Source organism: Yoonia maricola (genome assembly GCF_002797915.1).
GTDB classification, from domain to species: Bacteria; Pseudomonadota; Alphaproteobacteria; order Rhodobacterales; family Rhodobacteraceae; genus Yoonia; species Yoonia maricola.
The window spans coordinates 1,802,457-1,818,554 of record NZ_PGTY01000001.1; the positions used below are offsets into that span (position 1 = coordinate 1,802,457).

Here is a 16,098-nt window from a genome sequence, read left to right on the forward strand (position 1 = left end):
GCCCTGCTACGCTCCGCCGAACCAAAAATGCCGGAGACCACACATGCGCGCCATAGCCATTGCCCTTTCGCTTTTCGCCAGCACAGCCACCGCGCAAACCTGCGGCGGCCCGGTTGGTGCCTTCATTGACGGGGTCAAGGCCGACGCGCGAGCCGAAGGGATACCCGCCCAGACAATTGACGCCTTCTTTCAAGGTGCACAAATCGACCAATCGGTGATCAACGCAGACCGATCGCAAGGCGTCTTTCAGCGTGACTTTATCAGCTTTTCACGCGCGCTGATCAGTCAAAACCGAATTCAAAATGGTGGGGTCTACGCGCAACGGCTCGACAGTACGTTCGATACGATCGAAGCGCGCTTTGGCATTCCGCGCGGTGTGCTTCTGGCGTTTTGGGCGTTTGAGACCGACTTTGGCCAGGTGCAAGGCAGCTTTAATACGCGCAATGCGCTGCTGACGCTGGCACATGATTGTAGACGACCAGAACTGTTCCGCCCGCAACTGATCGCCGCGATTGAACTCTACCGGCGCGGCGGCATGAACCCGGCGACAACAACAGGCGCGTGGGCCGGAGAGATCGGGCAATTGCAGAAACTGCCACGTGAAATTGTACGTCAGGGCATGGACGGCGATGGGGACGGGGTTGTTGATCTGAGAGGATCATCACCCGATGCGCTGATGACCGGGGCGAATGTGCTGTCCTCACTAGGCTGGCGCGCCAATGAACCTTGGTTGCAGGAAATCGTCGTGCCTGCGGACCTTGATTGGTCACAGACAGGGCTGAACCACAAGGCAAGCGTGCGCGATTGGGCGGCCCGTGGGGTGCGTGCCCGCGAAGGCAGTCTGGGGCCATCGAACCTGCCCGCATCCATCTTGCTGCCCATGGGGCGCGAAGGGCCTGCTTTCCTTGCCTATCCGAACTTTGAAGTCTACTTCGAGTGGAACAAAAGCTTCGTCTACGTGACCACCGCCGCCTATTTTGCCACGCGCCTCAGCGGTGCCGCCGTCTATGATGCTGGCAATCCCACGCCTGCGCTCAGCGGCGGGCAGATGCAGCAACTTCAGCAAAAACTCACACAGCGCGGTCATGATGTCGGCGGGATCGACGGTATCTTGGGTGCAATGACCCGTGCCGCGGTGCAGAAAGAGCAGGTGCGCTTGGGGTTGCCCGCCGATGCATGGCCAACCGTTGATCTGCTCAACAGGCTCTGACCCCTGTCTTCATCTTGGCCCAAAAACTCCCGCCGGAGGCTCCCGCGCTAGGCCACCATCGCTGCCGCCTTTTTGAGGTCGACTGATACCAGTTGAGACACACCCTGTTCGCCCATCGTCACACCAAAGAGCCGGTCCATCCGGCTCATGGTCACTGCGTGGTGGGTGATGATCAGAAAACGTGTCTCGGTCCGGCGGGTCATCTCGTCCAGCAGATCACAGAAGCGGGTGACGTTGGCATCATCAAGCGGCGCATCGACCTCGTCCAGCACACAGATCGGGGCCGGGTTCGCAAGGAATACTGCAAAGATCAGCGCAAGGGCGGTCAGCGTTTGCTCCCCCCCTGATAGCAGCGACAACGTGCTGAGCTTCTTGCCGGGCGGTTGGCACATAATCTCCAAGCCAGCCTCAAGCGGGTCATCGGATTCGACCAGTACCAGTTTCGCTTCACCCCCACCAAAGAGGTGCGTGAACAGCAAGCCAAAGTTCTCGTTCACCTGCTCAAAGGCTGTCAACAACCGCTCACGCCCCTCTTTGTTCAGACTGGCAATGCCGGACCGCAGCGCCGCAATCGCCGCCTCAAGATCGGCTTTCTCGCTTACGAGCGCATCATGCTCAACCTGTACTTCCTTGGCGTCTTCTTCAGCGCGCAGGTTGACGGCGCCCAAACTATCGCGCTGACGCTTCAACGCATTCACCTGCCCCTCGATCACCTCCGCCGCGGGCATTTGATCTACGTCTGTCTCAAGCGTCTCAAGCAGTTTCTCTGGCGTGACTTCCTGCGCTTCCATGATCCGTTCAGCCGCATAAGCCACAGTCTCTTTGGCCGCGTCAGACCGCGCCTCGGACCGCGCGCGCGCCTCGCGCGCTTCGGATGCTTCGCGTTCCGCTTCGCGCTCTTGATGGCCAGCGTCGCGCAACACGTTATCGGCCTCAGCAAGCTTATCTGCTGAAGCTTTGCGACGCATCTCGGCCTCATCTATCGCATCCGCGAGCTCGGCACGCTTCGCAGCGATTTCTTCAGGCGCAGCCGTCGCCTCAGCCAAAGCCTCCTCTGACTCCGCCTTGCGCTCGGCCAGTTCCGCCGTCCGCTTGTTGGCCGTTTCCAACCGGTGTTTCCAGCCACTGATTTCCTTCGTGATCTCCTGGTTGCGCTTCAAACGCGCTTCGCCTTCGCGGCGGACCTCATCATGCGCGGACCGGCGGGACATCATCGTGATCCGCGCCGCCTCAACAGTCATCTTTACATCTTCGACTGACGCGCGCGCCGTATCCAGATCACCCAGATCCTTTGCCGCCTTCTCTGCCTCCGCCAAAGCACGCCGCGCCGTCAGCGCCTCTTCCTCATGGCGCTTCACCGCAAGCCCAAGGCTTTCCATCTTTCCCTGCGAAAGGTTGCGATCCGCTTCTGCACGGCTGGCGGCACGGTTGGCGTCCGCCACCGCACGATCCGCATCGCGGCGCGCTTGCCGGGCGGCATGATCTGCCTCGGTCTGCTCTTTGAGCATCCCTGTCAGCGCCTCATGCGCCTGTGCGGCGCCCAACGCCGTGGCCGATGCCTCTTCCAGATCGCGCTTGAGCTCAGTCAAACGGTTCAACTGCTGCAACCGCAAAGCCGCCGCAGATGGCGCATCTTCCGCCCCGGCACGGAACCCGTCCCAGCGCCAAAGGTCACCCTCAATCGACACAAGCCGTTGACCGGGCTTCAAGTCGGCCTGCAAACGTGGCCCATCAGCGGCATCAACCAATCCAACCTGGCTCATACGGCGCGCCAGCACTTCTGGCACAGTCACATAATTGGTCAGCGCCAAGACAGCTTCGGGCAAGGTCTGTGCCGAGCCATAGCTTGGCAGCAGCGCCCAGCCAGATTTCGCATCGGCCTCAACCGCTGGGGCACGCAGGTCGTCGGCCAAAGCCGCGCCCAGCGCTTTTTCATAGCCCCCTTGCACACGCAGCAGATCAAGCACCTGCCCGCCTTCGGCCGTGTCCCGCTCCACCAGCTTAGCCAAGGCCGCGACTTCCGCCCGCAAGGCATTCGCCTCACCTTCGGCCTCTGACCGCAACGCGCGCGCATCGCTTTCGCGCGCCTGTGTATCGGCTCGCACGCTTTCGGCCTCCACCAGTGCCTTATCGGCCGCCTCGGCAGCGGCGACCGCCGCTTTCTCGGCCGCACCGGCGGCAGCAAAATCAGCCTCAGCCTGCTTCAACGCAGTCTCAGCTTCCGCCATCGCAGCCTTGGCCCGCGCTGCCTCTTCTTCGCTTTTGGTCAGTGTCGTCCGGTTATCATCCAACAACCGCCGTGCGGACTGATGCCGTGCCGCTAACCGCGCCACATCCTCTGTTAGCTGCGCCAGATCAGCCTCGCGCTGTTGCAGCACACCTGCCGCTTCGCGCGCCGCCACCTGCGCCTCTTCAAGCCGCGCGTCGTGGCCTTCGCCTGCTTTCCCGATCTCGCGCGCTTCCCATTCAAGCCGCTCAATCGTTTCGCCCGCGTCCTTGTTCAGCCCGCTTTCACGCTCCATGTCGTGGGTCAGCTGTTCGATACGCCCACGCAAGGTTTCGATCATATCCAGCGCGCGCTGTTCCTGATCCTTCAGTGTATCGCGCTGCACCTGCAACCGCTGCAAGACAGCCGCCGCAATCGCCTCTTCTTCGCGCAAGGGCGGCAAAGCATCCTCAGCCACGGCGCGCCCTTTGGCGGCCTCGCGTGCGGCTTTCTCTGCTTGTGCTGCGGTTGTTGTGCGTTCGCGCAGCTGATCAGCAGCAGCCAACAAAGCCTCGTCTGCCTCTTTCCAGCGGCGGAACAAAAGCATGCCCTCGGCACGGCGCAGCTTATCACCGATCTCGCGATACCGCGCAGCCTGCTTGGCTTGCCGGGCCAATTGACCCAACTGTGCTGCCAACTGCTCAATCACGTCGTCAACGCGGGTCAGGTTCGTCTCAGCACCCTTCAGTTTCAACTCCGCCTCATGACGACGCTGATAAAGACCAGAGATACCGGCGGCCTCTTCCAAGATACGCCGACGCGCCTTGGGCTTGGCGTTGATCAGTTCCGAAATCTGGCCCTGCCGCACCAACGCGGGCGAGTGCGCCCCGGTTGAGGCATCGGCAAACAGCATCTGGACATCACGCGCGCGTACGTCCTTAGCCCCGACCTTATAGGCCGACCCCGCATCTCGTGTGATCCGGCGAATAATCTCAAGGTTATCGTCATCGTTAAACGCGGCAGGCGCGAGCCGCTCGCCATTGTCGATCACCAAGGACACTTCAGCAAAATTCCGGGCAGGCCGTGTTGCAGCCCCCGCAAAGATCACATCTTCCATGCCACCGCCGCGCATCGCCTTGGGGCGGTTTTCACCCATGACCCAGCGCAATGCCTCAAGCAGGTTCGACTTGCCACAGCCATTGGGGCCCACAACGCCGGTCAGACCATCGGCGATGATCAGATCGGTGGGGTCCACAAAGCTTTTGAAGCCGTTCAGTCGCAGTTTGCTAAAACGCAAGAGTTTTGCCCGTATGATTCCTCAAGGTAGCAAAGCATCACCCTCTGTCGCACCACCTGTCAACGCCCTGAACCCCGCATGTGCCATGTTCCGCCGTGTTATCCACAAGATATTGCGGCTCGCAGCCCATTTTTCAGGGTAATCCTCTCATGATCTGATCGATGCGACGTCAAACTATCTGTAAACGTCGGTTTTCAACTTGACCCGACAGGCCCGTTGGACGCACCATCAACGGGCATGGTTCCCCGCACGGCGTTTAAGCGTCAGGGGATCAAATGGGAATGTGGACGGGCCGATCTCTGCCAGAGGCCTCAAACCACAGCCGCCCCCGCGACTGTATGCGGAGAGTGCTTTGCGAAAACGCCACTGGGGATCGCCCTGGGAAGGCCGCAAAACACCAAGACCCGCAAGCCAGGAGACCAGCCATGCGCAACGTGAAACCAGCCGTCGGGGATGACGGTGAAGGAAGGAAAATCAAATGCATATCGAACCAGGTATCGTTACCGGGGCTAAAATTGCGCTGTCATATGCCACAGCCGCAGGGGCCGCCGTCTATTCAGCCAAACTGATCTGGGAGGCGTTGCGCAATCGTGGCATCCCGTCACTTGGGGTCAGGGCCGCTATCGCGACAGTCGCTGTCTTTGTCTTTTTTGAACTACTGCCGCATATGGCTGTGGGCGTGTCAGAGGTTCACCTTATACTTGGCACAACGCTCTTGTTAATCCTTGGCACAGCGCCAGCGGCCATTGGCCTTGCTTTGGGGCTGCTGATCCAAGGTGCGTTCTTTGCCCCCTCAGACCTGCCGCAATATGCGATGAATGTTACAACGCTACTCGTTCCGCTCTTTGGGCTGCATATGCTGTCCAAACACGTTATCACCAAAGGCACCGCTTACGTCGATCTGAGCTTCAAGCAATGCTTGGCCATGTCGGCCACCTATCAAGGCGGCATCGTTCTTTGGGTCGCGTTCTGGGCGTTCTATGGCAGCGGGTTTGGTGCCGAAAATATCTCTGCCGTGCTGAGCTTCGGGGCTGCCTATATGCTGGTCCTTTTGATTGAGCCAATTGCCGATCTGGCTGTGCTAGCTGCCGCAAAAGGCATGCGCAACCTGGAAGGCAGCGCATTGGTCACGCCACGCCTCTATTCAATCTAACTTGAGCGGTGCCTTCCACCCACAGATCAGTCGGTTGAGGGCACCTTGCCGCATATCCCATGCGTGGTCCTTGCTTGAAAAGACAGCAGCCATTGCATAGGGGTTCGGACAAACTTGGTCGTTTCCGGCCTATTCAGAAATGGATTTCACTTATGCCTGCCAAAATCCCTGCTACAGTTGTCACCGGCTTTCTCGGCGCTGGGAAGACCACCCTCATCCGCCACATGCTGCAAAACGCCGACGGCAAGAAGATCGCTCTGATCATAAATGAATTTGGTGATCTTGGGGTTGATGGCGATATCCTCAAAGGCTGCGGCGATGAAGTCTGCACCGAAGACGATATCGTTGAACTTTCCAACGGCTGCATCTGCTGTACCGTCGCTGATGATTTCATCCCAACGATGGAAGCGCTGCTGGCGCGCGAGGATAAGCCCGATCACATCGTCATCGAAACCTCTGGTCTTGCCTTGCCGCAACCCCTTGTCCGTGCGTTCAACTGGCCGGGCATTTCCACCAAAGTGACGGTGGACGGGGTCGTGACCGTTGTGGATGGCCGCGCCGTCCACGACGGCCAGTTTGCCCACAACGTCGCCGCTGTAGATGCCCAGCGTGCGCAGGACGAAAACCTTGATCACGAAACACCCTTATCTGAACTCTTCGAGGATCAGGTGGCCTGTGCCGATATGATCGTGGTAAACAAAACGGACCTCTTGGCGGCTTCCGAAGCCGAAACGCTGACAAGCAAGCTGAAGTCTGAGTCTCGCGACGGTGTTCAAGTTGTCAAAGCCACCATGGGCGCGCTGCCTGTCGACGTGCTTCTCGGCCAAGGTATTAGTGCCGAAGATGACCTTGCCGCACGTCATGAAATCCACCATCATCACCATCACGATGATGACGAAGACGGTCACCACCATGATCATGAACACGGGCATGGCCATGACGAATTTGAAAGCTTCATTGTCACGCGCGGCGAAATCGCAAACGTCAATGCCTTCGCCGAACAGGTCGCAGACGTCATCCGTGCCAACAGCATCCTACGCCTGAAAGGTTTCGTAGCAATCGAAGGCAAGCCGATGCGCCTGACCTTGCAAGCGGTCGGTCCCCGCGTCGACACGTATTTTGATCAGCCCTTTGGTGACGCCCCCCGCGAAACCCGGCTGGTCGTCATCGGCGAAGCGGGGCTTGATCACGCAGCCATCACGACCGCCCTGCAAGCATGATCATCGTTGAACGGACAGACCCGCATCACCCGCAAGCGACGGCATTGCTGAAGCAAAGCCATGCCTTAATGAAAAGTCTGTTCCCGCCCGAGGATAACTTCTACCTTGATATTGATGATCTGGTCGCGCCCAGCATTCACTTCTACGCAGCCCGCGAAGGCGGTGATATTCTGGGCACCGGAGCGCTGATGATCAAACCCGACTATGGCGAAGTAAAGTCGATGTTCGTCTCCGAAGCGGCACGCGGCAAAGGCGTGGCCGCTGCGATCCTGCGCCAAATCGAAGATACAGCACGGGAAGAAGGCGTCTCAATCCTTAAGCTTGAAACCGGAAACCTGCTGCACGCCGCCCATCGGCTCTATGCACGGCATGGCTTCACAAACTGCGGTGTATTTGGCGACTATGTGACCGCCAAAAGCTCACTCTTCATGGAAAAGCCTCTCACCTGATGCACCTACTGGCCGCAACACCCGGAGCAATCTCCGACGGCACCGAACCCGTCGATCTAGGCCAAACACCTGCCGATGTGGTGATTATCTCGGCCGCGGACACCGAGCTGGCCGCCCTATCAGACGCCCGCGCCGAAATGAGCGACCCACCCACGCTCCGCCTCGCAAACATGATGCACCTGACCCACCCTATGTCAGTCGATCTGCATCTGGACGATTGCGCGACCAAGTCCCGGCTGGTCATCGCCCGGATCTTGGGCGGTGCTGGCTATTGGAAATACGGTCTCACCCAATATGCCGCACGCCTCCGAGAGGCTAACATTCCCTTCGCAGCACTCCCCGGCGACGACAAACCAGACCCCGAACTGCGCGAACTCTCGACCGTCAGCGGCGAAGATTACGACACTCTTTGGTCCTACCTCGTCGAGGGCGGGCCAGAGAACAGCACCAACTTGCTGGCGTACGCAAAAACCATGCTGGGTGGCGGCGAAAAACCCAGCGCACCCGCTCCCCTTCTGCGCGCAGGTGTCTATTGGCCGGGTGCCGGGATCGCAGACCTCACGGCAGCCCAGTCCGGCTGGACCAAAGGCGCCCCCATCGTTCCCATCATCTTCTACCGCGCCCTTGTCCAAGGCGGCGGTCTGAACCCCATCAACCGGCTGACCCGCAGCCTGTCACGCGCGGGCCTCAACCCGCTGCCAATCTTTGTGGCCAGCCTGAAAGACCCCGTCAGCACCGCGACCCTGCAGCAACTCTTCGCCGAAGCGCCACCCGACGTCATCCTGAACTGCACAGCCTTTGCCGTCGGCAGCCCACATGATGGCGATGACAGCCCGCAAAACCCCCTTTTGAACAACGACGCACCGATCTTTCAGGTGATCCTCTCTGGTGCGGTAGAGGCGGCATGGGCCGAAGGCCTGCATGGCCTCACCGCCCGCGACATCGCGATGAATGTGGCTTTACCGGAAGTCGACGGACGCATTCTCTCCCGCGCGGTCAGCTTCAAAGGCGAGGCCTTCTTTGACGACGCGACCGAATGCCCCATCGCCACCTATCAGGCCCGCGGCGACCGGATCGACTTCGTCACGCAGCTCACGAAAAACTGGGCCACCCTGCGACGCACCCTGGCAGAGGCCAAGAAAACCGCCCTCATCCTCGCCAACTACCCCAACAAAGACGGCCGCCTCGCTAACGGCGTCGGGCTCGACACACCCGCAGCAACTGTCCACGTCCTGAACCTTCTCAAAGCAGAAGGACACGACGTCACGCCACCCACCGACAGCGCCGCTCTCATGGCACAGATAATGGCCGGGCCAACCAATTGGCTCACCGACCGGGCGGACAAAGAAGGGGGTGAATTCCTCCCTCTCGACCTCTACACGCAATACTTCGAAGCTCTCCCGTGGGACATCAAGGAACAAATCACGACCCGCTGGGGTACACCCGAGAAAGACCCCTTTCTTCGTCCAATCAAACTTCCGCCGGAGGCTCCGACAGACACAACAATCACAGGTTTCGCCCTCAGCATACACCGCTTCGGAAACGCTGTCGTTGGGCTACAACCCGCGCGCGGCTATAACATCGACCCGACCGACACCTACCACTCCCCCGACCTAGTGCCGCCGCACAACTATCTGGCCTTCTATTTCTGGCTACGGCACCACTGGGGCGCCGACGCGATTGTGCATATGGGCAAACATGGCAATCTTGAGTGGCTGCCGGGCAAAGCGGTGGCCCTATCCGAGACGTGTTGGCCCGAAGCCGTCTTCGGTCCCACCCCCCACATCTATCCTTTCATCGTCAACGATCCCGGTGAAGGCACCCAAGCCAAAAGACGCACATCGGCAGTGATTATCGATCACCTGACGCCACCGCTCACCCGCGCTGAAAGCTACGGGCCGCTGCGTGATCTCGAAGCGCTGGTCGACGAATACTATGAAGCCGCAGGGGTCGATCCCCGCCGGATCGACCATCTGCGCCGCGAAATCCTGTCATTGTCAGAAGTCACAGGCCTTGCCAAAGATGCGGGCTTTACCGGCGACCAAGATGGCGATCTGGGCAAACTTGACGCCTACCTATGCGAACTCAAAGAGGCGCAAATCCGTGATGGGTTGCATGTCTTCGGCCAATCCCCCACCGGCCAACAAGAACGCGACCTTGCCATCGCTTTGGCGCGCGTGCCCCGCAGCGATGGCAAAGCTGGCGACGCATCACTCTTGCGCGCATTGGCATCTGACCTTCACCTCACCATCGACCCGCTTGATTGCGACATGACAGGCACACCACCTGAAAAGCCCGACATGTTAGCCGATGGCACAACGTGGCGCACAAACGGCGATACAATCGAAAAACTCGAACGAATATCCCAACAGCTTCTCGATAGCGAAAAGCGACCGCCGGGGCCGATGAGCGCGGCAGTGCTGACCGAAATTCAAACTAACATTCTGTCCACCGTCCAAGCCTGCGGTGCAGCCGAAGGCAAGGCGTTACTCACAGCGCTCTCGGGCCGCTTCGTCCCTCCTGGCCCCTCAGGTGCACCGACGCGCGGACGCATGGATGTCTTGCCCACAGGCCGCAACTTTTACTCCGTCGACAGCCGCGCCGTGCCCACCCCAACTGCATGGGCGCTGGGATGGAAATCCGCGAATTTGTTGATCGAAAAACACCTTCAAGATCACGGCGATTGGCCCCGCAGCATGCTGGTCACAGCCTGGGGCACGGCCAATATGCGTACCGGCGGCGATGATATCGCCCAAGCATTGGCGCTGATGGGGGTCAAGCCTACATGGGACAGTGCCAACCGGCGGGTGACGGGTTTCGACGTCCTCCCCCAATCCGTTCTTGGTCGACCACGGATTGATGTCACCCTGCGTATCTCCGGCTTTTTCCGCGACGCCTTCCCGCAATTGATCGCACTGGTAGACAGCGCCGCACGGGCGGTCCAGGACATGGACGAACCCGCAGACATCAACCCCGCCGCTGCACGCCATAAAGCAGGCGAAGACCAAACCCGCGTCTTCGGCTCAAAACCCGGTTCTTATGGGGCAGGCTTGCAAGCGTTGATTGATGAACGGATCTGGGCGGATAAATCCGACTTTGCCGAGGCCTATCTGGAATGGGGCAGCTACGCCTACGGCAAAGGCGCAGAGGGCCGTAAGGCTCGAAAAGCCTTTGAAGCAAGGCTCTCGCAAGCCGAGGCTGTGGTCCAGAACCAGGACAACCGCGAACACGATATCCTCGACAGTGACGACTACTATCAATTCGAAGGCGGGGCGGCAGCGGCCATCAGTAACCTACAAGGTCAAAACAGGCCCATCTATCATAACGACCACTCACGCCCCGAACGCCCCGTGATCCGAACGCTGGACGATGAAATAGGGCGGGTCGTCCGATCACGCGTCGTGAACCCCAAATGGATTGATGGTGTCAAACGCCACGGCTACAAAGGTGCTTTTGAGATCGCGGCAACGGTTGACTACCTCTTCGCCTTCGCCGCCACCACAGGGGCCGTGCGCAACCACCATTTCGATCTGGTGGAAGAGGCGTTCATCAAAGACGACGCGACCCGCGACTTCATCGCCGACGCCAACGCACCCGCCCTCAAGGAAATCGCCCAGCGCTTGCAAGAGGCGATTGACCGCGACCTCTGGCAACCCAAGTCGAACTCCGCCCGCGCACGTATCGCAGGGTTGCTGACGTAAGGTGGATCATGATCCACCTTACCCTTTGCCCCTGCCCCACCAACCCGCTACCCTGCACTGAAAGGAGCCCGTCATGACCGATCAGAATACCGATGACCGCCATGCCATGAAGATGGCCAAGAAGAAGGCCGCGCGCGACAAAATCATGGCAACAAAAACAGACAAAAAAGGTCTGATCATCGTGCACACCGGCAAGGGCAAAGGCAAATCCTCGGCCGCCTTCGGCATGATCTTCCGTTGCATCGCACATGATATGAAATGCGCGGTCGTGCAGTTTATCAAAGGTGGTATGTCGACGGGCGAACGTGACCTGATCCTTGCAAAGTTCAATGATACCTGCGCCTTCCACACAATGGGCGAAGGCTTCACATGGGAAACCCAAGACAAATCCCGTGACACCGAAATGGCACAAGCGGCCTGGGCCAAGGCCAAGGAACTGATTTTGGATGAAACCAACCACATGGTCCTGCTTGACGAAATCAACATCGCGATCCGCTATGATTACGTGAGCGCGGCCGAAGTCGTGACCTTCCTGCGTGACCACAAGCCCGAAATGACCCATGTGGTCCTGACCGGGCGTAACGCGCACGAAGATCTGATCGAACTGGCGGATCTTGTGACGGAAATGGAGCTGGTCAAACACCCGTTCCGGTCCGGGGTTAAAGCACAAATCGGGGTAGAGTTCTGAAGCCCGCGCTACAGGATCACCACGATGCCCCCTATACTGACGCTTTTACCAGAGCAGCTCATCGCCAGCGGAACGCAGCGCCAAATCTACCGCCACCCCACTGATCCTGAGAAAGTACTCAAAGTGCTGCGCGACGTGCCGTTGACCAAAGGGCGCGCGCGGCTTGCCACCACGACTGAACGCTTATTCCCCCGCATCCGCACGCGCTGGGCGCGTAAGGAATATCAAGAATACCTGCGTCTTATGTTGGGGCCATGGGCCAATCCGATAAAGCCACCGATCTCGCATATGTACGGGTTTGTGCAAACAAACCTTGGTCTGGCATGCGTGAGTGACGCCGTTCTTGAGGGCGGTCTTTTGGGTTTAACCTTGAAGGCAAAAACAAGCGCGCACGCATTATCCGCACCCGATCTCGCGCTGCTCAATGACACTATCCGTCGCCTTTACACCTATGATATTCGTGCCGGGGATATGACCGCACGCAACTTTGTTTTTGGCCATCGGCAGATTGCAGGTCATCAAGGCCCCCGCGAATGTGTACTTGTTGATGGGTTCGGCGATATCCACGCGATATCCATCCGTTCTTGGAGCCGCCATTTCAACCGGTTCGGACTTGATGACAGCTGCAAACGACTGGCCCAAAAAACCGGGTTGACGTGGGACCAGCGCACCCGCCAATTTCAGCAATAAACCAGATGGAGGCAGCCATGCCCAAACACCGCGTCCTCACCGAATTCGGCATGGGCACCAGCCTGCGCCGACAGGATTATACCCAAGCGGCACGGCGCGGTTTGCAAGATGCGCTATGGCATAATTCGATCAATATGGCCGAGCTTTTTGGCTTTCCCAAAGATGCGATGCTGATTGACGTCGAGATAGGGGTACAAGAACCCGATCAGGTTGATACCGCAAGCCTGATGGATATCTTCCCCTATGGCCAGCCCACCATCACCGTCCACCACGGCGGTCTTGATATCCCCCGCCCCGATGGCAAACCCACCGTAATTGCTAACGTGGCGATCAACGTGTCGTTCGAAATGGAGCGCGCGTAATGGAACAGCGTATCATCATCGAAATGGGCATGGGCAATGATCTGCACGGGATGGATTATCAAAAGGCAGCGCGCCGCGCGATTGAAGACGCGATCCGCCATTCGACCCTACCGATTTTCCAGAGCATCGACATCCCTCATACGGAGATGCGCGTGCTGGTGACTGTGGGCGTACAGGAACCGGACCAGATCGACCCAGAAGCGCTGAAATCTGGTCTGCCGCGCGGGCATGCGCAAGTGCAGGTTGTGAAAGGTGGGCTCAATATCCCGAATGCCGAGACAGGCGACACTGCCGTTGTTGCAACTGCGGCGGTTGAGGCGTTTTTGCCCAGCCAAGTGGGCAAATGGGTACAGAGCTGAATGGAACTCTCACAGGCCCATCGCGATGCGTTGCAGGACATCTTGCTATGGCGCCGCGACGTGCGGCATTTCTTGCCTGATCCTGTCCCGCGGGACGTTTTGGACCGGCTGCGCAAAGCGATGGATTTCGCGCCTTCGGTCGGCAATGCCCGGCCATGGCGGGTGCTGCATGTAAAATCAGAAGGGCTGCGCACGAAAATCACCCGTAACTTCGAAGCGGCCAATGCCAAAGCAGCTGAACTCTATCAAGATGATCAGCGCGCCACCTATAACGCCCTGAAACTTGCGGGCCTGCGCGAAGCGCCTGTACATCTTGCCATCTTCACGGATATCGCACCAGAGGCAGGCCACGGGCTAGGCCGCCAAACGATGCCAGAAATGCTCGCTTATTCCACGGTTGCAGCGATCCATACGCTTTGGCTAGCCGCACGTGCAGAGAACCTTGGGGTTGGGTGGGTGTCGATCCTTGATCCGCAGGCGGTTGCCCGCAGTTTGGATGTCCCCAAGAACTGGCAGTTGACCGGCTATCTGTGTTTGGGCAAGGCTGCGTCAGATGACGACACGCCACTGCTGCACCGCAAGACGTGGCAGGCTAACGCGCAGACGGACTGGCAGGAGGTCTAAGCTCTTCAACCAAGCCAAGGGGGAAAAGAGGGATGGACCGCGCGGCAAGATCATCAAGATCAAACCAACGGGCAACGCAGGGCGTCCCGTTATCTTCTTTGAAATGGATCATCTCCGTCGCAGCGAACGCGCCGTCAGGAAACAAAACATCTGCGGCAAAAACAATTTCATGCCCTTGTTCGCCATAGTGTTCATAAAGGTTCTCAAGTACAAGTGGCCGGCCCGCAACCGTCACCGTCACATTCAATTCCTCATCAAACTCTCGAATAAGCGCATCGCGCCAGGTTTCGCCAAACTCAACACCACCACCAAGTGGTCGCACGCCTTTGACAACACCCTGATCATCATTTACCTCGGCCGCCAAAAGACGGCCATCGCGCCAATGAAGACCGATAGCGATAACGCGGATAGTGGGTCTTGGTCGCCATACGGTCACGATTTCAAGTCACTCAGGTTCAGCGAGGTTGCCAAGGCGTCTTCATCGACCTGACATTCAAGCACGGCAACCGTCCCCGCCGCCTGCGCACGCGCGAATGCCGCCGGGAAGTCCTTGGATCGCGCAACCCGTTCTCCGTGCCCGCCATAGGACCGTGCAAGTGCCGCGAAGTCGGGGTTCGTCAATACCGTTCCCGACACGCGCCCCGGATATGTCTTTTCCTGATGCATGCGGATTGTGCCGTAGCGGCCGTTATTCATCACGATGACGATGGGCTTGGCACCATGCTGGATCGCCGTTGACATCTCATTGCAGGTCATCTGGAAACAGCCATCACCTGCAAGGCATACCACCATGCGGTCAGGGTGTGCGATGGACGCCGATATTGCTGCCGGAAACCCGTAGCCCATTGATCCAGAGGTCGGTGCAAGCTGTGTGCCGTATTGTTTATAAACAAAATAGCGATGCAGCCATGCCGCGTAATTCCCCGCGCCATTGGTCAGGATCGCGTCATCTGGCAGATGATCCGACAACCATTTGATGACGTCCTCTTGTTTCAAAGCACCGGGGCTTTCCTGTGGCTGTAGCCATTGTTCATAATCTGCCCGCGCCGCTGCGGTCCAACTTGCCCATTCGCCAGTATGTTCTGCATTCGCCAGCGCGCGTAGCACCGCAGGTGCTGTCGCGGTGATCGCGATATCGGGCGTATAAACCCGCCCCAACTCATCAGCATCTGCATGGACATGCACAATGCGCTTTCCCGGCGCCGCCGGATCAACCAGCGTATAGCCTTGTGTCTCAATGTCGCCAAAGCGCGTGCCCAAAAGGATCAGCGTATCCGCCTCGCGCACCCGCTGGGCCAGCTTGGGGCTGATGCCGACATTCAGATCACCGACGTAATTCGCATGGTGGTTGTCGATGTAGTCCTGACGGCGGAAGCTCACGGCAATTGGCACCTGTTGGTTCTCAGCAAAGGCCTGCAAATCCACCTGCGCCTGTGGCGACCAATGTGGGCCGCCGACAACGACAAGTGGGCGTTGAGACTGAGCCAATTCATGCAAGATGATCTGGGCGGTATCAGCAGAAAGCGACGTTGAAGTGACCTCCGGCATGGTAAGGTCTGGCACATCTGCGTCAGCACTCAGCATATTCTCTGGCAAGGCCAGCACCACGGGGCCGGGACGGCCTGACATCGCCACCCGAAAGGCGCGTCCGATGTATTCGGGCAGCCGATCCGTATCGTTGACCTGCGCCACCCATTTCGCCAGCCCGCCAAAGACGGCCCTATAATCGACCTCCTGAAACGTCTCACGATCCGTGTGCCGATTATCAATCTGGCCCACGAACAGCACCATTGGGGTGCTGTCCTGCATCGCAATGTGGATGCCGGCGGACGCATTGGTCGCACCGGGGCCGCGCGTGACAAAGCAAACGCCGGGCTTGCCAGTCATTTTGCCATAGGCTTCGGCCATCATCGCAGCACCGCCTTCCTGACGGCAAACGATGTTGGGAATACCACTGTCATAAAGGCCGTCCAAAGCGGCGAGAAAGCTTTCGCCCGGGACCGAAAAAACCCGCTCTACCCCTAGCTTAACCAGTTGATCGCTCAGTATCTTTCCGCCGTGCCGGACCATCGTTGGCTCCTGTATAATTGCGATCAGCATGTGCCAGTCTGTGCGCCCTTGCAAGCCTTGTGCTGGCCA

The 16,098-nt window shown here is 58.9% G+C and carries 13 protein-coding genes and 1 riboswitch; of the genes, 10 read left to right on the forward strand and 3 right to left on the reverse strand.

Going from position 1 to position 16,098, the window contains the following annotated elements; genetic code table 11:
- Window positions 1-43 precede the first annotated feature (43 nt).
- Window positions 44-1,210: a lytic murein transglycosylase gene (locus tag BC777_RS09120; RefSeq protein WP_100367748.1), complete on the forward strand. Its 1,167-nt coding sequence runs from the start codon at window positions 44-46 to the stop codon at window positions 1,208-1,210.
- Between the two features lie 47 nt (window positions 1,211-1,257).
- Here BC777_RS09120 and smc read toward each other — a convergent pair whose 3' ends face one another.
- The gene (gene smc, locus BC777_RS09125) at window positions 1,258-4,713 is read right to left on the reverse strand and encodes a chromosome segregation protein SMC (protein ID WP_100367749.1); all 3,456 of its coding nucleotides are present in this window, start codon (window positions 4,711-4,713) and stop codon (window positions 1,258-1,260) included.
- A 221-nt stretch (window positions 4,714-4,934) separates the two neighbouring features.
- Window positions 4,935-5,155, forward strand: a riboswitch (cobalamin riboswitch).
- A gap of 36 nt (window positions 5,156-5,191) precedes the next feature.
- Here smc and BC777_RS09130 point away from each other — a divergent pair.
- The 9 genes from BC777_RS09130 (at window position 5,192) to bluB (ending at window position 13,959) form a co-directional block, all read left to right on the forward strand.
- Window positions 5,192-5,866, forward strand: coding sequence for an energy-coupling factor ABC transporter permease (locus BC777_RS09130; protein ID WP_100367750.1), 675 nt, complete (start codon window positions 5,192-5,194; stop codon window positions 5,864-5,866).
- A 152-nt stretch (window positions 5,867-6,018) separates the two neighbouring features.
- Window positions 6,019-7,086, forward strand: coding sequence for a cobalamin biosynthesis protein CobW (cobW, locus tag BC777_RS09135; protein ID WP_100367751.1), 1,068 nt, complete (start codon window positions 6,019-6,021; stop codon window positions 7,084-7,086).
- On the forward strand, window positions 7,083-7,535 hold the full coding sequence (locus BC777_RS09140; protein WP_100367752.1) for a GNAT family N-acetyltransferase: 453 nt from the start codon (window positions 7,083-7,085) through the stop codon (window positions 7,533-7,535). The genes cobW and BC777_RS09140 overlap by 4 nt, the downstream gene beginning before the upstream one ends.
- Window positions 7,535-11,236 carry a cobaltochelatase subunit CobN gene (gene cobN / locus BC777_RS09145; RefSeq protein WP_100367753.1) on the forward strand — a complete coding sequence of 1,234 codons (3,702 nt, stop codon included), beginning with the start codon at window positions 7,535-7,537 and terminating at the stop codon, window positions 11,234-11,236. The genes BC777_RS09140 and cobN overlap by 1 nt, the downstream gene beginning before the upstream one ends.
- Before the next feature lie 73 nt (window positions 11,237-11,309).
- Window positions 11,310-11,924: a cob(I)yrinic acid a,c-diamide adenosyltransferase gene (gene cobO, locus BC777_RS09150; protein WP_100367754.1), complete on the forward strand. Its 615-nt coding sequence runs from the start codon at window positions 11,310-11,312 to the stop codon at window positions 11,922-11,924.
- A gap of 24 nt (window positions 11,925-11,948) precedes the next feature.
- Window positions 11,949-12,614: a YrbL family protein gene (locus BC777_RS09155; RefSeq protein WP_100367755.1), complete on the forward strand. Its 666-nt coding sequence runs from the start codon at window positions 11,949-11,951 to the stop codon at window positions 12,612-12,614.
- A gap of 17 nt (window positions 12,615-12,631) precedes the next feature.
- Window positions 12,632-12,976, forward strand: coding sequence for a Lin0512 family protein (locus BC777_RS09160; protein ID WP_100368081.1), 345 nt, complete (start codon window positions 12,632-12,634; stop codon window positions 12,974-12,976).
- Entirely contained in the window at window positions 12,976-13,335 is a 360-nt protein-coding gene (locus BC777_RS09165; RefSeq protein WP_100367756.1) for a Lin0512 family protein, read from the forward strand. Before BC777_RS09160 ends, BC777_RS09165 begins: the two co-directional genes overlap by 1 nt.
- Window positions 13,336-13,959: a 5,6-dimethylbenzimidazole synthase gene (gene bluB, locus BC777_RS09170; RefSeq protein ID WP_100367757.1), complete on the forward strand. Its 624-nt coding sequence runs from the start codon at window positions 13,336-13,338 to the stop codon at window positions 13,957-13,959. It abuts the gene before it with no gap.
- Here the strand turns inward: bluB and BC777_RS09175 are convergent.
- Both BC777_RS09175 and BC777_RS09180 read right to left on the reverse strand, forming a co-directional pair.
- Window positions 13,928-14,395, reverse strand: a complete 468-nt coding sequence (locus tag BC777_RS09175; protein WP_100367758.1) for an NUDIX hydrolase — start codon at window positions 14,393-14,395, stop codon at window positions 13,928-13,930. The genes bluB and BC777_RS09175 overlap by 32 nt on opposite strands.
- On the reverse strand, window positions 14,392-16,059 hold the full coding sequence (locus BC777_RS09180) for a thiamine pyrophosphate-binding protein (protein ID WP_245834213.1): 1,668 nt from the start codon (window positions 16,057-16,059) through the stop codon (window positions 14,392-14,394). The genes BC777_RS09175 and BC777_RS09180 overlap by 4 nt, the downstream gene beginning before the upstream one ends.
- Window positions 16,060-16,098 lie beyond the last annotated feature (39 nt).